Genomic DNA, 16933 nt, shown 5'->3' on the forward strand with positions numbered 1-16933 from the left:
GACACTCCTTCAGCGCAGGGCGATGCGGTAGACCGTGCCTCGGCTCAACGAGACGACGTACAGCGCGCCGTCAGGACCTTCGCGGATGTCCGGCGTGGCGCCAAAGCCCTGGCCGATGACCAGGCTCTCGGCCTCGGTGGCGTCGTACTTGGCCAGGTTGTCCACCACGCCGTCGGCCAGCCGCGGATCGGCGCTGGTATCCACCGACCGCCGGTCGGCCGTCAGGCGCAGGCAATACAGGCGGCTGTTGCTGTCGGTGGCGGTGCCCAGCCACAGCGTGCCGGTGTACGGGGTGGCCAGGCCGTTGCCGTGGACGAAGGCCGCGCCGGCGGGCGCCACCTCGTAGCGCCAGCTGAGCTGCGGGTCGCTGTAGGTGGCGCCCGGCAACATCACCATGCGGGAGCGGGCCAGCGCGGCGGTGTAGGCGATGCGGGTGGGCGGGTAGCGTGTCTGCTGCAGCGAGGAGCCGAACGACAGCGTCTCGATGCGCTTGAACTCCGCCAGGCGCGACAAGGGCCCGGCCACCTGGATCCAGCCGCCATTCATGCCGGGGGTCACCGCATTGAGTTCGCTGAAGGCATCGTCCGCGTTCTCGGTCAGCCACAGCAGGCCGCTGGCGCGGTCGAAGTCCATGCCGAAGCCGTTGCGATGGCCGTATGAATACACCCGCGTGAGCTGTGCGCCCACGTCGCCACCCAGGCTGCTGCCCAGCGCGAAGAACGGGTTGTCGGCCGGCACGCTGCCATCGGCATTCAACCGCAGCACCACGCCGGACAGGTGCGCCGCGTCCGGCGCCGGCCCGCCCAGGGTGTCGTCCACCAGCGGCTCGGCCACGAACGGGCCGCTGCCCAGGTTCTGCATCCAGCCGCGCCGGCCCAGGTCGCCGACGAAGACATACAGCTTGCCGTCGGGCCCGAAGCGCAACTGGCCGCCGTTGTGGTTGCCCCGCTCGGCCGCGTTCTGCGTGCCTTCATGCCCGGGCACCGGCACGTTGTCGGTCTGCCGCGCGCGCAGGCTCAGCAGCTTCTGGTTGAACACCAGCTGGCTGCCGTTCCAGGTCCAGCGGTCCAGCCGGGTGCCCAGCGCCGGCGTGGCCGACACGTCCACGCTGTCGGCACCGGTGGCGCTTTCGGTCCACAGCAGGTACACCGACGGCACGGCAGGGAACTGCGGATGCAGCGCGATGCCCAGCAGCCCGCGCTCCGAACTGGAATTGACCGGCAGGTCCAGCACCGCCGCGGCCTGCACCACGCCGTTGACCACGCGCCGCACCCGGCCCGACGCCTTCTCGATCACCAGGGCATCGCCTGGCCCGATGAACACCAGGCCCACCGGCTGCAGCAGGCCGGTGGCATACGGCGTGACGACCAGCGCCGGGTCCGCCACCGTCTGCGCCAGGCAGGGCGCGAAGGTGCCCAGCAGGGCGGCGGCGATCGCGACCACGCGGGACAGGCTCTTCATGGCACCGCTCCTCGAAGCGCATCGAGCCTAGTCCATGGGCCTGGGCGGTTGAACCCCTAGGTCGTGCAGCGGGGCAAGGCCATCGATGCGGCCGCAGCACGTCCCGCGTTGTACGGCTTGAACACCTCGACCACCCAGTCCACGAAGACCCGCAGCTTGGCGCTGACGTGGCGGTTGGCCGGATAGGCCACGTGGAACGGCATCGGCGGCGGCGCCCAGTCGGCCAGCACCTCCACCAGGGCGCCGGTGTCGATGTGCGGCTGCACGATGGGGCCGAAGGTCTGCACCAGGCCCAGGCCGGTCAGCGCGGCGTTCAGGTGCGCCGTGCTCTCGTTGACCGAGATCGGGCCCTGGGCGGCGATCTCGAACCGCTGGTCGCCGCGCACATACACCGCCGGCACGATGCGGCCGGACGCGGCCGAGAAGTAGTTGGCCATGGCATGACGGCCATCCAGCAGCTCCTGCGGGCTGGCGGGGGTGCCGTGCTGCGCCAGGTAGGCTGGCGAGGCGACCGTGGTGAACGCCATCTGCGCGATGCGGCGGGCCACCAGGGACTGGTCGGTCATCGCGCCGCCGCGGATCACGCAGTCCACCGCTTCGCCCACCAGATGCACCGGCCGGTCGCTGACACCCAGCGCGATCTGCACCTGCGGATAACGCTTGTAGAAGGCCGGCAGCCGCGGCATCAGGATCAGGTTGGCAACCACCGAGCCGACGTCCACGCGCACGCAACCTCTGGGGTTGGTGCGTTCCTGCGTCAGGTCGGATTCAATCTCCTCCAGTTCGGCCAGCACGCGCGCGGTGCGCTGGTAGTAGGCCGCGCCTTCCGGCGTGACCGTCACCCGCCGGGTCGTGCGTTGCAGCAGCTTGACCTTGAGCCGCGCCTCCAGCCGCTGGACCAGCTTGGTCACGCTGGGCTTGGGCATCTGCAGCTGGTCGGCCGCGCGGGTGAAGCTGCCGGCCTCGACGACGCGGGCGAAGACCCGCATGGCGGTGATCTGGTCCATCGGCGGATTATTGGCAGATTGGAAACAGAGCGGTGCCGGCCAGCGGCTTGGCCGATGGGTATCGCGCTTCCACACTGCATCGCTCCTGAACACACCAGCAAGGCAGACCCTCAATGACTTCCAGACTCACCGGCAAGATCGCCCTCGTCACCGGCGGCACCAGCGGCATTGGCCTGGCCACCGCCAAGCGCTTCGTCGCCGAGGGCGCGCATGTGTTCATCACCGGCCGCCGCCAGGCACACCTGGACGCCGCGGTGGAAGAGATCGGCGGCAACGTGACCGGCGTGCGCAGCGACGTGTCCAACCTGGCCGACCTCGACCGGCTGTACGCCACGATCCAGCGCGACCAGGGCCGGCTCGACGTGCTCTTCGCCAATGCCGGCGGCGGCCAGGTGGCGCCGCTGGGCCAGATCACCGAGGAGCACTTCGACAGCATCTTCAACACCAATGTGCGCGGCCTGGTGTTCACGGTGCAGAAGGCGCTGCCGCTGATGCCCAGGGGCGCCACCATCGTGCTGAATGCCTCGACCACCTCGATCAAGGGCACGCCCGGCTTCAGCATCTACAGCGCCAGCAAGGCGGCGGTGCGCAACCTGGCACGCAGCTGGATGCTGGACCTGAAGGAGGCGGGCATCCGCGTCAACGTGCTCAGCCCTGGCGTGGTGCCGACGCCGGCCTACGAGCTGCTGGGACTCCAGGGCGAGCAGCTGGCCGGCTTCATCGAGATGCAGGCCCGCACGATCCCGCTCGGCCGCGTCGGCACCACCGACGAGATCGCCAAGGCGGCGGTGTTCCTCGCCTGCGACGACAGCAGCTTCGTCAACGGCGTCGAGCTGTTCGCCGACGGCGGCATGACGCAGGTGTGATCCGCCCCGGGCGGACGCCGCATCGCTGCCACGCCCTCACAGCGCATGCACCGACCACCGCATGCGCAGGCTCAGGCTGTCGCCCGGCTGCAGCAGCCGCAGGCCGGGTCGGCCGGGCAGGTGAAAGGCATCGATGGGATGGGTGATCGGCTCGAAGCAGAAGGCATCGCCCTGGGGCGGCCGGTACACCAGGCAGCAGCGGGCGTCGGCCGCTGCGCCCGGGTCGAAGCCGGGCATGTGCAACGCCAGCGCGATGCCGCGCTCGGGCCATTCGATGCGGGCGGTGCCGGCCCAGCCGCCGAAGGCGTTGTCGATGAAGCTGCCGTGGGCTTCGATGCCCGCGCTCAGGTTCCAGTCATCGGGCAGCTGCGTGCTGTAGCCGGTGGGAATCGGGTCGTCACCGCTCAGCCACACACCCTGCACCGGCGCCTGCAGCCGGGTGCGGGGCGTGCGCTCGAACCACGGGTGCACGCCCAGGCCATAGGGCAGCGGCTCGGTGCCCAGGTGGCGCACCGTGAGCACCTGGTCCAGGCCTTCGGCGTCCAGCGCGAAGCGCTGCGTGGCCTCGTAGTGATGCGGGTTGCCGCCGTGCTCGAAGGAGGTGAGCACCAGGGTGGCATGGGCCGGGCCATGCTCGGCCACCTGCCAGGGCTGCAGCCAGCCATCGCCGTGGATCGGATACGGCTCGCCCTGGCGATTGGGCTGCATGGCATGGAAGCGGCCCGGCGCACTTTCGAAGCTGCCGCCGCTGATCCGGTTGGACCAGGGCACCATCGCAAAACTCGCGCAGCGGTAGAGGTCGGTGCCGCCATCCCAGGGCCGCCACAGGTTCATCAGGCCCTGCGGCGTGCCGCATTGCCAGGCGGCCACCGCGCCGCCCAGCGTGGGCAGCAGGCCCAGGCGCTGCTCGCCGGCGCGCAGCCACAGCACCTCATGGGCCTCCGACTTGAAACGGGTGTCTTCAGGCGTGGTCATGCGGGCCTCCGAAGCGGTGCGGCAGCAGGCCGGAGGCCAGGCCGGCCAGGTCCACCGCGAACAGCGCACCGGCCAGCGGCTGCACCTGCAACTGCGCCTCGTCCAGCCCGGTGCGGGCGCTGCTGATGAACAGCGTCTGCAGCCCCGGGCCACCGAAGCTGCAGTTGGTGATGTGCTGCGCCGGCAGGCGGATGCGGCCCAGCTCGGCGCCGCTGTCGGCATCGTGGCAGCTGACGCAGCCGCCGCCCCAGTGGGCGATCCACAGCCGGCCCTGTGCATCGGTGGTCATGCCGTCGGGCAGACCGTCGCCCGCCGGCAGGCTCAGCCAGGGGCGCTTGCGGGACGGCTGGCCGCTGGCCATGTCGACATCGAACACATGGATGCGGTTGAGCGGCGTATCGGCCACGTACATGCGCCGCTGGTCCTGTGACCAGGTCGGGCCGTTGACCACCACGTAGCCGGCATCCACGCGGCTGCAGTGCCCGTCCGCGCCGTAGCGGTACAGCGCGCCGCTGGCGGCCTCGCAATCGAAGTCCATGGTGCCGCCCCAGAAGCGGCCGGCCGCATCGCACTTGCCATCGTTGAAACGGTTGCCCGCGGGCTCGCCCGCCGGCGCATGCAGCAGCTGCGGCTGCGCACCGGGCAGTTCAGGATCGAAGCGGGCAAAGCCGTGGCGCAGCGTGAGCAGCAGCGACGGGCCCTCGGCATATTCCGCCACGGCCGAGACATGGCCGCCGATGGCCCAGCTGCGCCGGCTGCCGCTGCCGGGGCTGTACAGCATCAGTTGCCCGCCGAGGATGTCCACCCACCACACGGCCTGCCGCTGCTCGGACCAGGTGGTGCCCTCCCCCAGCGCTGCGGCGGCCGGCCACACGCAGCGCACCGCGTCACCGGCAATGTCGAACGGCATGGATGTCTCCTGCTTGTTGTGCTGCTTGACGCGGCCGATGCTAGCAAGGCATATTGATTATCAGAAGCCGTATTTTCGCGATTCTTCGATACTCAAGTTGCAATACCACCGGAGACCTGCATGCCACCAGCCGACGCCACCCGCTACCCCAGCCTGCAAGGCCGCAACGTGTTCGTCACCGGCGGCGGCAGCGGCATTGGCGCGGCCATCGTGCAGGGCTTTGCCGCCCAGGGCGCCCGGGTGGCCTTCGTCGACATCGACGAGGCGGCCAGCCGGCAGCTGGCCGGCCGCATCGCCGAGGCGGGCCATGCGGCGCCGTGGTGGCAGCGCTGCGACGTGCGCGACATCCCGGCGCTGCAGCAGGCCATCGCCGAGGCGGCGCAGGCGCTCGGCGACTTCTCGGTGCTGGTGAACAACGTGGCCAGCGACGACCGCCATACGCTGGAATCGGTGACGCCGGCCTACTACGACGAGCGCATCGCCATCAACCAGCGGCCGGCGCTGTTCGCCATCCAGTCCGTGGTGCCGGGCATGCGCCGGCACGGCGGCGGTGCCGTCGTCAACCTGGGCTCCACCGGCTGGCAGGCCAAGGGCAGCGGCTACCCCTGCTATGCCATCGCCAAGTCGTCGGTGAACGGCCTGACGCGCGGGCTGGCCAAGACGCTGGGCGCCGACCGCATCCGCATCAACACCGTGTCGCCCGGCTGGGTGATGACCGAGCGGCAGATCGCGCTGTGGCTGGACGAGGCCGGCGAGCAGGAACTGCAGCGCAACCAGTGCCTGCCCGGCAAGCTGCAGCCGCAGGACATCGCGGCGATGGTGCTGTTCCTGGCCTCCGACGACGCGGCGATGTGCACCGCGCAGGAGTTCACCGTGGACGCCGGCTGGGTGTAGCTAGACGGACTCCAGCCGCCGGCCGTAGAGCGTCAGGCTGGCGGTCTTCAGCGCCTGCAGCATCACCTTGACGGCGGGCGAAGCCTCGCGGTCGGTGCGGGTGATGATGCCGAAGTCGTCCATGTGGCAGGGCAGCTCCAGCGGCAGCACCGAGACGATCCCGTGCGACTCGTAGTACCGCGCCACGTCGGCCGCCAGCACCGAGATCATGTCGCTGCGCTGGAGCATGCCGGTGATGAACAGCAGCGCCGCCGTCTCCACCACGTTGGCTGGCGGCGCCAGCCCGGCCTCCTGGAAGGTGAGGTCGAAGCGGTGGCGCAGCATGCTGCCAGCCGGCGGCACGATCCAGCCGGCGTCCACCACGTCGCGCAGGGTCAGCCCGGGCTGCCGGACCAGCGGATGGCCCGGCCGGCCGATGGCCACCACCGCCTCGCCGGTGAGCGATTCGTATCGCAGGTTGGCGTTGTCGTGGCCGGCGAACAGGCGGGCCACCACCACGTCCAGCCGGCCCTGGTCCAGCCGCTCCAGCAGCACCGGGCTGGTCTCGATGTCGATGGCCACCCGCAGGCTGGGCTGGTCGCGCTTGACCAGCGCCACCGCCGGCGGCAGCAGCACCAGCCCCGGCGAGGTGACCGCGCCCACGCTCACCTGGCCGAAGCGGCCGGCCTTCAAGGCCGACAGCTCGTCATGCGCGCGGTGCAGGCTGGCCAGCGCTTCGCGGGCGTGGCGGATCATCGTCTCGCCATACCAGGTGGGCCGCATGCCGCGCGGCAGCCGGTCGAACAGCGACACCTCCAGCACGTCCTCCAGGTCCTTCAGCAGCTTGGAGGCGGCGGGCTGCGTCATGTTCAGCACCTGCGCGGCGCGGTGGATGTTGCCCTCCTCGGCCAGCGTGACCAGCAGCAGCAGCTGCCGCGTCTTCAGGCGCAGGCGGATGAACCAGGGTGCGGTGCTCATCGGCGGCTCATCGGGGTTTGTGCGAATGCTTCCATGGATATGGATTGTGCGCAAAAAACTATTGGAAGCATATTGTTTTTCGTCTCACACTGGCTGCACAACGACGGAGACGACCCATGGCATCCAACCGCAGATCCTTCAACACGCTTGCCGCCGCCGCCACGCTGGCCGCGCTGCTGCCCGGCCGCGCCTTCAGCGCCGACAAGCCGCTGGTGCTGGGCTTCAGCCAGGTGGGCGCCGAAAGCGAATGGCGCACCGCCAACACCGAGTCGATCAAGCAGGCCGCGAAGGACGCGGGCATCAACCTGAAGTTCTCCGACGCGCAGCAGAAGCAGGAGAACCAGATCAAGGCCATCCGCTCCTTCATCGCGCAGAAGGTGGACGTGATCGCCTTCTCGCCGGTGGTGGAGTCGGGCTGGGAGACGGTACTGCGCGAAGCCAAGAACGCCAAGATCCCGGTGGTGCTGACCGACCGCGCGGTCAATGCCAAGGACGATTCGCTGTACGTCACCTTCATCGGTTCCGACTTCACCGAGGAAGGCCGCAAGGCCGGCCGCTGGCTGGTGGACAAGATGAAGGGCCAGGCCGGCCCGGTCAACATCGTGGAGCTGCAGGGCACCGTGGGCTCGGCCCCGGCCATCGACCGCAAGAAGGGCTTCGAGGAAATCATCGCGGCCGATCCCAGGTTCAAGATCGTGCGCTCGCAGACCGGCGACTTCACCCGCGCCAAGGGCAAGGAGGTGATGGAAGCCTTCCTGAAGGCCGAGGGCAAGAAGATCAACGTGCTGTACGCGCACAACGACGACATGGCCATCGGCGCCATCCAGGCCATCGAGGAAGCGGGCCTGAAGCCGGCCAAGGACATCATCATCATCTCCATCGACGGCGTGAAGGGCGCATTCGAGGCCATGATCGCCGGCAAGCTCAACGTGTCGGTGGAATGCAGCCCGCTGCTGGGGCCGCAGCTGATGTCGGTGATCAAGGACATCAAGGCCGGCAAGCAGGTGCCCAAGCGCATCGTCACCGAGGAAGGCATCTTCCCGATGGAGGTGGCGGCCAAGGAATTTCCGAAGCGCAAGTACTGATGCCGCGGCTGACGGGCGGAGCCGGCATGGCCAGCAACCCAGCGCAGCCACTGCTCGAGCTGCATGGCATCCGCAAGCAGTTCGCCGGCGTCACGGTGCTGGACGACATCTCGCTGCGCCTGTACCCCGGCGAGATCCACGCGCTGATGGGGCAGAACGGCGCCGGCAAGAGCACGCTGATCAAGGTGCTCACCGGCGTGCTGGCCAACGATGGCGGCCGCATGCAGCTGGAGGGCCGCGAGATCCGCCCCGCCACACCGCTGCAGGCACAGCGGCTGGGCATCAGCACCGTGTACCAGGAGGTGAACCTCTGCCCCAACCTGTCGGTGGCCGAGAACGTCTTTGCCGGCCGCTATCCGCGCCGCGGTGCCGCGCAGGGCTGGCGCATCGACTGGGCCGAGGTGCACCGCCGCGCCGCGCAGCTGCTGGGCCGCATCGGGCTGCAGATCGACGTGACGCGGCTGCTGTCCAGCTACCCGGTGGCGGTGCAGCAGATGGTGGCCATCGCCCGTGCGCTGGGCGTGCAGGCCAAGGTGCTGATCCTGGACGAGCCCACCAGCAGCCTGGACGACGACGAGGTGCAGAAGCTGTTCGAGGTGCTGCGCCGGCTGCGGGCCGAGGGCCTGGCCATCGTCTTCGTCACCCACTTCCTGAACCAGGTGTATGCCGTGTCCGACCGCATCACCGTGCTGCGCAACGGCCGCTGCGTGGGCGAATGGCCGGCCGCCGAGCTGGGGCCGGCCGCGCTGATCGCCGCCATGCTGGGCCGCGAGCTGGCCGAGCAGGCCAGCCAACCGGCCGCCCTGCCCGCCTTCGATGCGCGGCAGGCGCCGCTGCTGCAGGCCGAGGGCCTGGGCCAGGCCGGCCAGCTGCTGCCCATCGACCTGCAGGTGCGTGCCGGCGAGGTGCTGGGCCTGGCCGGGCTGCTGGGCGCCGGCCGCACCGAGACCGCGCGGCTGCTGTTCGGCCTGGCCACGCCCGACCGCGGCATGCTGCGCATCGACGGCCAGGCCGTGAGCTTCGCCGACCCGTCGGACGCCATCCGCCACGGCCTCGCGCTGTGCCCGGAAGAGCGCAAGACCGACGGCATCGTGGCCGAGCTGTCGGTGCGCGAGAACATCGTGCTGGCGCTGCAGGCGCGGCGCGGCATGCGGCGCACGCTGTCGGCCGCCGACCAGGCGGCGATGGCCGAGCGCTTCGTGCAGACGCTGGGCATCAAGACGGCCAGCATCGAGATACCCATCGGCCTGCTGTCGGGCGGCAACCAGCAGAAGGCGATGATCGCCCGCTGGCTGGCCACCGAGCCGCGGCTGCTGATCCTGGACGAACCCACCCGCGGCATCGACGTGGCCGCCAAGCAGGAGATCATGGAGCACATCCTCAGGCTGGCGCAGGCCGGCATGGCCGTGGTCTTCATCTCGTCGGAGATCAGCGAGGTGGTGCGGGTGGCCCATCGCATCGTGGTGCTGCGCGACCGCCGCAAGGTGGGCGAGCTGCCCGGCGGCAGCAGCGAAGGCCAGGTGCTGGAGATGATCGCCGCGCAGGCGGCCTGACGCCATGGCCACGATGGACATGCCCTCCTCCCGCCACCGGCTGCTGTGGCCGCTGCTCACGCTGGTGCTGCTGCTGGCGGTGAATGCCGCCTTCAACCCCAGCTTCCTGCACGTGGAGTGGCGCGACGGCCACCTGTACGGCAGCCTGGTCGACATCCTCAACCGCGCCGCGCCGCTGGTGCTGGTGTCGCTGGGCATGACGCTGGTGATCGCCACCCGCGGCATCGACATCTCGGTGGGCGCGGTGGTGGCCATTGCCGCCGCGGTGGCGGCCTGGATGATCGGCGGGGCCGTCTCGGGCGGCGCCAGCCGCTATCCGATGTGGGCCGCCATCCTGGCCGCGCTGGGCGTGGCGCTGGTGTGCGGCCTGTGGAACGGGCTGCTGGTGGCGCGCATCGGCATGCAGCCCATCGTGGCCACGCTGATCCTGATGGTGGCCGGCCGCGGCATCGCTCAGCTGATCGCTGACGGCCAGATCATCACCATCTACTACGCGCCCTACTTCTTCATCGGCGGCGGCTGGCTTCTGGGGCTGCCGTTCTCGCTGTTCATTGCCGGCGGCCTGTACCTGCTGCTGCACCTGGCGGTCACCCGCACCGCACTGGGCCTGTTCATCCAGGCGGTGGGCATCAACCCCACGGCCGCGCGCGTGGCCGGCATCCGCTCGCGGCGGCTGGTGCTGGGCGTGTATGCCTTCTGCGGCCTGTGCGCCGGCATCGCCGGGCTGCTCATCAGCTCCAACGTGAAGAGTGCCGATGGCAACAATGCCGGACAGCTGCTGGAGCTGGACGCCATCCTGGCGGTGACGCTGGGCGGCACCGCGCTGGCGGGCGGGCGCTTCAGCCTGGCCGGCAGCGTGATCGGCGCGCTCATCATCCAGACGCTGACCTACGCCATCTACTCGCTGGGCGTGCCGCCCGAGATCAACCTGGTGGTGAAGGCCGCGGTGGTGTTCGTGGTGATGCTGCTGCAGTCGCCCGAGTTCCGCGCCACCGTGCGCAGCGCGGTACGCCGGCCGGCGGTGCGGGAGCTGCGGGCATGACGGCCGCCATCCCGCGCACCGCGGCCCCCGCGCCGGCCCGGCCCCTGCTGCGCCTCAATCCCAAGTACCTGCCCCTGGCGGCCACGGTGTCGCTGTTCTTCGCGATGGCCACGTTGGGCGCGCTGCGCTACGACGCCTTCTTCTCGGCGCAGGTCTTCCTCAACCTGCTGATCGACAACGCCTTCCTGGTGATCGTGGCGGTGGGCATGACCTTCGTCATCCTGTCGGGCGGCATCGACCTGTCGGTGGGCTCGGTGATCGCGCTCACCACCATGGTGTCGGCCGCGCTGGTGGAACACCGGCAGTGGCACCCGGCCGTGGTCATCCCGCTGGTGCTGCTGATGGGCACGGCCTTCGGCGCCTTCCAGGGGCTGCTGATCGAGCGCTTCCGGCTGCAGCCCTTCGTGGTCACGCTGGCCGGCATGTTCATGGCGCGCGGGCTGTGCTACCTCATCAGCATCGATTCCATCAGCATCACCGAAGGCAGCTATGCCGCGCTGTCGCAGTACAGGCTGCCGCTGGGCGAGGAGGCCTCGCTGTCGGTGGGCGCGCTCATCGCCATCGTGGTGGTGCTGGCGGCGGTGTTCCTCGCGCACTGCACGCCCTTCGGCCGCACGGTGTACGCCATCGGCGGCAACGAGCATTCGGCGGTGCTGATGGGCCTGCCGGTGCGCAGCACGGTGGTGGCGGTGTACACGCTGTCGGGCCTGTGCTCGGCGCTGGCCGGCGTGGTTCCACCTTCTACATGCTGTCGGGCTACGGCCTGCATGCGGTGGGCCTGGAGCTGGACGCCATCGCCGCGGTGGTGATCGGCGGCACGCTGCTCACCGGCGGCGTGGGCTACGTGGTGGGCACGCTGTTCGGCGTGCTCACGCTGGGCACCATCCAGACGCTGATCTCCTTCGACGGCACGCTCAGCTCCTGGTGGACCCGCATCGTCATCGGCGCGCTGCTGTTCGTCTTCTGCCTGCTGCAGCGCTTCATCACCTCACGCCCGCCGCGGCGCAGAGCGCACTCCTCTTCCCACCACAGGACCTTTCCGCCATGCCGGACCAACCGCGCAAGCTGCGATCCGCCGAATGGTTCGGCACCGCCGACAAGAACGGCTTCATGTACCGCAGCTGGATGAAGAACCAGGGCATCCCCGACCATGAGTTCGACGGCCGCCCGATCGTCGGCATCTGCAACACCTGGAGCGAGCTGACGCCCTGCAATGCCCACTTCCGCAAGATCGCCGAGCACGTCAAGCGCGGCATCTCCGAGGCCGGCGGCTTCCCGGTGGAGTTCCCGGTGTTCTCCAACGGCGAATCCAACCTGCGGCCCACCGCGATGCTGACGCGCAACCTGGCCAGCATGGACGTGGAGGAAGCCATCCGCGGCAACCCGATCGACGCGGTGGTGCTGCTCACCGGCTGCGACAAGACCACGCCCGCGCTGCTGATGGGCGCGGCCAGCTGCGACGTGCCGGCCATCGTCGTGACCGGCGGGCCGATGCTCAACGGCAAGCTCGACGGCAAGGACATCGGCTCGGGCACCGCGGTGTGGCAGCTGCATGAATCGCTGAAGGCCGGCACCATCGACCTGCACCAGTTCCTGTCGGCCGAAGGCGGCATGTCGCGCTCGGCCGGCACCTGCAACACCATGGGCACCGCCAGCACCATGGCCTGCATGGCCGAGGCGCTGGGCACCAGCCTGCCGCACAACGCCGCCATCCCGGCGGTGGATTCGCGCCGCTACGTGCTGGCGCAGATGTCGGGCATGCGTGCGGTGGAGATGGCGCGCGAAGGCCTCACCCTGTCCAAGATCCTCACGCGTGAGGCCTTCGAGAACGCGATCCGCGTGAACGCGGCCATCGGCGGCTCCACCAATGCGGTGATTCACCTGAAGGCCATCGCGGGGCGCATCGGCGTGCCGCTGGCGCTGGAGGACTGGACGCGCATCGGCCGCGACACGCCCACGCTGGTCGACCTGATGCCTTCGGGCCGCTTCCTGATGGAGGAGTTCTATTACGCCGGCGGCCTGCCCGCGGTGCTGCGCCGCCTGGGCGAGCACGGCCTGCTGCCGCACCCCGATGCGTTGACGGTCAACGGCCGCAGCCTGTGGCAGAACGTGAAGGACGCGCCCAGCGTGAATGACGAAGTCATCCGCCCGATCGAGCGGCCGCTGATGCGCGACGGCAGCATCCGCGTGCTGCGCGGCAACCTGTCGCCCAACGGCGCGGTGCTCAAGCCCTCGGCCGCCACGCCCGCGCTGCTGCGCCACCGCGGCCGCGCCGTGGTGTTCGAGAACCTGGAGCACTACAAGGAGCGCATCGTCGACGAGAGCCTGGACGTGGACGCCAGCTCGGTGATGGTGATGAAGAACTGCGGCCCGCGCGGCTACCCCGGCATGGCCGAGGTGGGCAACATGGGCCTGCCGCCCAAGCTGCTGCGCCAGGGCGTGACCGACATGGTGCGCATCAGCGACGCCCGCATGAGCGGCACCGCCTACGGCACCGTGGTGCTGCATGTGGCGCCCGAGGCCGCGGCCGGCGGCCCGCTGGCCATCGTGCGCGACGGCGACTGGATCGAGCTGGACTGCTTCGAGGGCCGGCTGCACCTGGACATCAGCGACGCCGAGATGGCCGACCGCATGGCCGCCTTGAGCGGCGAAAGCCCGCATGCCGGCCGCCGCAGCGGCTACGAGCGGCTGTACATCGACCATGTGCTGCAGGCCGACGAAGGCTGCGACTTCGACTTTCTCGTGGGCTGCCGCGGCAATGCGGTGCCCCGCCACTCGCATTGAGCACACCGGCCATGACCCGACCCGGACTGAGCCACCCGCGCTTTCGCGGCATCTTCCCGGTGGCGCCCACCACCTTCACCGAAACCGGCACGCTGGACCTGCCCAGCCAGCGCCGCTGCATCGACTTCATGATCGACAGCGGCGTGGATGGCATCTGCATCCTGGCCAACTTCTCGGAGCAGTTCCTGCTGGCCGACGACGAGCGCGAGCTGCTCACCCGCACGGTGCTGGAACACGTGGCCGGCCGCGTGCCGGTGATCGTCACCACCACCCATACCAGCACCGCGGTGTGCGCGGCCCGCAGCCGCCGCGCGCAGGACATGGGCGCCGCAATGGTGATGGTGATGCCGCCTTATCACGGCGCCACCTTCCGCGTGGGCGAGGCGGCGATCTACGAGTTCTATGCCCGGCTGTCGGACGCCATCGGCATTCCGATCATGGTGCAGGACGCCCCCGCCAGCGGCACGCCGATGCCCGCCGCATTGCTGGCCCGCATGGCGCAGGAGATCGAGCACCTGGCGTACTTCAAGATCGAGACCGCGGGCGCGGCCACCAAGCTGCGCGAGCTGATCCGCCTGGGCGGCGAAGCCATCGAAGGCCCGTGGGACGGCGAGGAAGGCATCACCCTGCTGGCCGACCTGGACGCCGGCGCCACCGGCGCAATGACCGGCGGCGCCTTTGCCGATGGCTTGAAGCCCATCATCACCGCGCACCGCGAAGGCCGGCGCGACGAGGCCTTTGCGCTGTACCAGCGTTGGCTGCCGCTGATCAACGCAGAGAACCGGCAGGCCGGCTTCCTCGCGGCCAAGGCACTGATGAAGGCCGGCGGCATCATCGACTGCGATGCGCCGCGCCATCCCTGGCAGCCGCTGTCGCCCGAGGTGCGCGAAGGCCTGCTCGACACCGCGCGCCGGCTCGACCCGCTGGTGCTGCGCTGGGCCGGAGCGCGTGCGGCATGAAGATCACGCGGCTGCAGACCTTCCGCGTGGCGCCGCGCTGGATGTTCCTGAAGATCGAGACCGACGAGGGCATCAGCGGCTGGGGCGAGCCGGTGATCGAAGGCCGCGCCCGCACCGTGGAAGCCGCGGTGCACGAGTTCGCCGAGACGCTGGTGGGCCGCGACCCGGCCGACATCAACGACCTGTGGCAGACCATGTACCGCAGCCACTTCTACCGCGGCGGCGCCATCCTGATGAGCGCCATCGCCGGCATCGACCAGGCGCTGTGGGACATCAAGGGCAAGGCGCTGGGCGTGCCGGTGTACCAGCTGCTGGGCGGCAAGGTGCGCGACCGCATGAAGGTCTACAGCTGGGTGGGCGGCGACCGGCCGGCCGACATCGTGGAGCACATGCAGCGCCTGATGGAAGGCGGCTTCGACACCTTCAAGCTCAACGGCACCGAAGAGATGGCGATGCTGGACTCACCGCGCGCGGTGGACGCCGCGGTCGCCAAGATCGCCGCGGTGCATGAAGCGCTGGGCAACCAGGTGAGCTTCGGCCTCGACTTCCACGGCCGCGTGGCCGCGCCCATGGCCAAGCGGTTGCTGAAGGAACTGGAGCCCTTCAAGCCGCTGTTCGTCGAAGAGCCGGTGCTGGCCGAGCAGGCCGAGCACTATCCCCGTCTGGCCGCAGCCACCAGCATCCCGCTGGCGGCGGGTGAGCGCATGTACTCGAGGTTCGAGTTCAAGCGTGTGCTGCAGGAAGGCGGCATCGCCATCCTGCAGCCCGACCTGTCGCACGCCGGCGGCATCACCGAATGCCACAAGATCGCCGCGATGGCCGAGGCCTACGACGTGGCTTTTGCGCCGCATTGCCCGCTGGGGCCGATCGCGCTGGCGGCTTGCCTGCAGGTGGACTTCACGGCCTGGAATGCGGTGCTGCAGGAGCAGAGCATGGGCATTCACTACAACCGGGATGCGGAGCTGCTGGACTACGTGATCAACAAGGACGACTTCCGGATCGAGGGCGGGTACATGCGCGCTCTGCCTTTACCCGGATTGGGTGTGGAGATCGACGAGGAGCGGGTGGTGCATGCGAGCCGGGAGGCGCCGGATTGGCACAACCCGGTTTGGCGGCATGGGGATGGGAGTGTGGCGGAGTGGTGAGGGGGAAGCGCGGCTAGTTGACAGCCCGTCAAACGAAAGAGTGTCGGAACGCAACGACCTGCCACGGTGAAGCGCGTTGGATTAGACCGTTCGCATGCTCCCCGCCCGCCAGTGAATATGAGGTTGCGTCCGTGGCGCGACGTGGGCATCGAACGACCGCCAACGACCCTGAAGAGACAACCGCAGGCGCGATCTACTTGCCGTAAAGCAGCCCATCGGTTTGCCAAGGTTCTCTCGGAGGACACCCGGCACCCTTCTGTGCAAGCGACACAGAGCTAGACGGAGATTCAAGGCCCCAGGCAGCGTGAGAGTCTGCAAGCACGTGACCCCCGAACACCCACTGTAGAAGTTGTCGAACGCCAGCGCGAAGACATGCGCTCCCAGACGTCTACGCGTTGGCTCGTTTACATGCGGGGCTGCGACGGATATGCTTCCTGGCGAATTGAGTGATGTCGCGCCACATAGGCGGCGCTCGTCCGACACGAGAAGCGCGGGAGGATGTCAGCATGAATACGCGTCGAGCGAGTCTGCTACTTGTAGCTTCGCTCGTGTGCAGCGCTGCGCCCGCGGCCGAGTCTCCGGAGCAAATAGTCGACCCTGTCATCGATGCCGTCCTCGCCTCGCTCGCGATCCGGTGGGGATACAACCTTCTAAGCGCCCCGGATGAAGGTGCCGCCTCGATTGGGAAGGTCTATTACGTCACTACTCCCGCGTGTGCAGGTGACTTGGTGCGCATGGCCGAAGAAGGTGTACCGGTCCGCGTTTTCCAGGCACTCACCCTGTCGCAGCCGCTGCCAAGCCCTCCGGTGCGCAAAGAGTGGGTTTCCGTACGTATCGACAGTGTCATATTAAAGGGCGCCCGGGCGACGTTGTACGCGAAGCTTCCAAGCAAGACGGCCGAGCTCGACGCCGCCTTTGAAGCGCTGCGAAGGACAAATGCGCAAGTTCTGGTGGGGAGTCGTTCGATCGGAGCATTTGATGTAAAGCGCGCGGTCGCAAGCGAGTTTCAGGCTCAGGGAATCAGACAAGTCGTTGACCTTGGCGGCAATGGCGCGACCGGGGCTCTCGCCCCCCACGCTGAACTCATTCTGCAGAAGTTCGAGTTTGATCAAGAACTCGCCAAGGCGGCTCAGGTTGGTTTCTGGGTCCGGTTTCTGGAGCTGTTTGGCGTGCGCCTTGCAGGAGAGCAAAGCAGCCGCGTTGTTCAGGGTTTCAAGCTGCCGACTTTCTCGACAATGGCCTTTAAGCCGGTCGCGTCTCTCTTTAGCGACCACGGCTGCACAAAGCCATAGGCG

14 protein-coding genes and 1 pseudogene are annotated in these 16933 nt (G+C 69.0%); 10 read left to right on the plus strand and 5 right to left on the minus strand.

Annotation, left to right across the window (positions count from 1 at the left end; genetic code table 11):
- Window positions 1-9: 9 nt before the first annotated feature.
- Window positions 10-1461, minus strand: a complete 1452-nt coding sequence (locus tag LRS14_RS21470) for a sorbosone dehydrogenase family protein (protein WP_257801026.1) — start codon at window positions 1459-1461, stop codon at window positions 10-12.
- Between the two features lie 56 nt (window positions 1462-1517).
- Window positions 1518-2468 carry a LysR family transcriptional regulator gene (locus LRS14_RS21475; RefSeq protein WP_257801027.1) on the minus strand — a complete coding sequence of 317 codons (951 nt, stop codon included), beginning with the start codon at window positions 2466-2468 and terminating at the stop codon, window positions 1518-1520.
- 113 nt (window positions 2469-2581) lie between these two features.
- Here LRS14_RS21475 and LRS14_RS21480 point away from each other — a divergent pair, with 113 nt between their 5' ends.
- On the plus strand, window positions 2582-3334 hold the full coding sequence (locus tag LRS14_RS21480) for an SDR family oxidoreductase (protein ID WP_257801028.1): 753 nt from the start codon (window positions 2582-2584) through the stop codon (window positions 3332-3334).
- 36 nt (window positions 3335-3370) lie between these two features.
- Here LRS14_RS21480 and LRS14_RS21485 read toward each other — a convergent pair whose 3' ends face one another.
- Window positions 3371-4309 carry an aldose 1-epimerase gene (locus LRS14_RS21485; RefSeq protein WP_257801029.1) on the minus strand — a complete coding sequence of 313 codons (939 nt, stop codon included), beginning with the start codon at window positions 4307-4309 and terminating at the stop codon, window positions 3371-3373.
- Window positions 4296-5219: an SMP-30/gluconolactonase/LRE family protein gene (locus LRS14_RS21490; RefSeq protein WP_257801030.1), complete on the minus strand. Its 924-nt coding sequence runs from the start codon at window positions 5217-5219 to the stop codon at window positions 4296-4298. The genes LRS14_RS21485 and LRS14_RS21490 overlap by 14 nt, the downstream gene beginning before the upstream one ends.
- A 120-nt stretch (window positions 5220-5339) precedes the next feature.
- Here LRS14_RS21490 and LRS14_RS21495 point away from each other — a divergent pair, with 120 nt between their 5' ends.
- The gene (locus LRS14_RS21495) at window positions 5340-6113 is read left to right on the plus strand and encodes an SDR family NAD(P)-dependent oxidoreductase (RefSeq protein WP_257801031.1); all 774 of its coding nucleotides are present in this window, start codon (window positions 5340-5342) and stop codon (window positions 6111-6113) included.
- Here LRS14_RS21495 and LRS14_RS21500 read toward each other — a convergent pair whose 3' ends face one another.
- On the minus strand, window positions 6114-7070 hold the full coding sequence (locus tag LRS14_RS21500; RefSeq protein ID WP_257801032.1) for a LysR family transcriptional regulator: 957 nt from the start codon (window positions 7068-7070) through the stop codon (window positions 6114-6116).
- A 116-nt stretch (window positions 7071-7186) separates the two neighbouring features.
- Here LRS14_RS21500 and LRS14_RS21505 point away from each other — a divergent pair, with 116 nt between their 5' ends.
- The 8 genes and pseudogenes from LRS14_RS21505 (at window position 7187) to LRS14_RS21540 (ending at window position 16930) form a co-directional block, all read left to right on the plus strand.
- Complete coding sequence (locus tag LRS14_RS21505; RefSeq protein ID WP_046115164.1) at window positions 7187-8155, plus strand: ABC transporter substrate-binding protein; 969 nt, start codon at window positions 7187-7189, stop codon at window positions 8153-8155.
- A gap of 26 nt (window positions 8156-8181) precedes the next feature.
- Window positions 8182-9708, plus strand: a complete 1527-nt coding sequence (locus LRS14_RS21510; protein ID WP_257801033.1) for a sugar ABC transporter ATP-binding protein — start codon at window positions 8182-8184, stop codon at window positions 9706-9708.
- A 13-nt stretch (window positions 9709-9721) separates the two neighbouring features.
- Complete coding sequence (locus LRS14_RS21515; protein WP_257801034.1) at window positions 9722-10750, plus strand: ABC transporter permease; 1029 nt, start codon at window positions 9722-9724, stop codon at window positions 10748-10750.
- Window positions 10747-11879 (plus strand): annotated as a pseudogene (yjfF, locus tag LRS14_RS21520) (galactofuranose ABC transporter, permease protein YjfF). The gene LRS14_RS21515 and the pseudogene yjfF overlap by 4 nt, the downstream one beginning before the upstream one ends.
- Window positions 11795-13534 (plus strand): IlvD/Edd family dehydratase, encoded by a 1740-nt coding sequence (locus LRS14_RS21525; protein WP_257801035.1) that lies wholly within the window; start codon window positions 11795-11797, stop codon window positions 13532-13534. The pseudogene yjfF and the gene LRS14_RS21525 overlap by 85 nt, the downstream one beginning before the upstream one ends.
- A gap of 11 nt (window positions 13535-13545) precedes the next feature.
- A complete protein-coding gene (locus LRS14_RS21530) occupies window positions 13546-14493 on the plus strand; it encodes a dihydrodipicolinate synthase family protein (RefSeq protein WP_257801036.1) in 948 nt (315 codons plus the stop codon).
- Window positions 14490-15638 (plus strand): galactonate dehydratase, encoded by a 1149-nt coding sequence (dgoD, locus tag LRS14_RS21535; protein WP_257801037.1) that lies wholly within the window; start codon window positions 14490-14492, stop codon window positions 15636-15638. The genes LRS14_RS21530 and dgoD overlap by 4 nt, the downstream gene beginning before the upstream one ends.
- 506 nt (window positions 15639-16144) lie before the next feature.
- Window positions 16145-16930 (plus strand): hypothetical protein, encoded by a 786-nt coding sequence (locus LRS14_RS21540; protein WP_257801038.1) that lies wholly within the window; start codon window positions 16145-16147, stop codon window positions 16928-16930.
- The last annotated feature ends 3 nt before the right edge of the window (window positions 16931-16933 follow it).

Source organism: Aquincola sp. J276 (genome assembly GCF_024700035.1).
GTDB classification, from domain to species: Bacteria; Pseudomonadota; Gammaproteobacteria; order Burkholderiales; family Burkholderiaceae_C; genus Aquincola; species Aquincola tertiaricarbonis.

Excerpts from the sequence above, each read along its gene's own strand:
- LRS14_RS21470 (WP_257801026.1), bottom strand. The coding sequence starts at position 1,461 with ATGAAGAGCCTGTCCCGCGTGGTCGCGATCGCCGCCGCCCTGCTGGGC.
- LRS14_RS21475 (WP_257801027.1), bottom strand. The coding sequence starts at position 2,468 with ATGGACCAGATCACCGCCATGCGGGTCTTCGCCCGCGTCGTCGAGGCC.
- LRS14_RS21480 (WP_257801028.1), top strand. The coding sequence starts at position 2,582 with ATGACTTCCAGACTCACCGGCAAGATCGCCCTCGTCACCGGCGGCACC.
- LRS14_RS21485 (WP_257801029.1), bottom strand. The coding sequence starts at position 4,309 with ATGACCACGCCTGAAGACACCCGTTTCAAGTCGGAGGCCCATGAGGTG.
- LRS14_RS21490 (WP_257801030.1), bottom strand. The coding sequence starts at position 5,219 with ATGCCGTTCGACATTGCCGGTGACGCGGTGCGCTGCGTGTGGCCGGCC.
- LRS14_RS21495 (WP_257801031.1), top strand. The coding sequence starts at position 5,340 with ATGCCACCAGCCGACGCCACCCGCTACCCCAGCCTGCAAGGCCGCAAC.
- LRS14_RS21500 (WP_257801032.1), bottom strand. The coding sequence starts at position 7,070 with ATGAGCACCGCACCCTGGTTCATCCGCCTGCGCCTGAAGACGCGGCAG.
- LRS14_RS21505 (WP_046115164.1), top strand. The coding sequence starts at position 7,187 with ATGGCATCCAACCGCAGATCCTTCAACACGCTTGCCGCCGCCGCCACG.
- LRS14_RS21510 (WP_257801033.1), top strand. The coding sequence starts at position 8,182 with ATGGCCAGCAACCCAGCGCAGCCACTGCTCGAGCTGCATGGCATCCGC.
- LRS14_RS21515 (WP_257801034.1), top strand. The coding sequence starts at position 9,722 with ATGGACATGCCCTCCTCCCGCCACCGGCTGCTGTGGCCGCTGCTCACG.
- LRS14_RS21525 (WP_257801035.1), top strand. The coding sequence starts at position 11,795 with ATGCCGGACCAACCGCGCAAGCTGCGATCCGCCGAATGGTTCGGCACC.
- LRS14_RS21530 (WP_257801036.1), top strand. The coding sequence starts at position 13,546 with ATGACCCGACCCGGACTGAGCCACCCGCGCTTTCGCGGCATCTTCCCG.
- dgoD (WP_257801037.1), top strand. The coding sequence starts at position 14,490 with ATGAAGATCACGCGGCTGCAGACCTTCCGCGTGGCGCCGCGCTGGATG.
- LRS14_RS21540 (WP_257801038.1), top strand. The coding sequence starts at position 16,145 with ATGAATACGCGTCGAGCGAGTCTGCTACTTGTAGCTTCGCTCGTGTGC.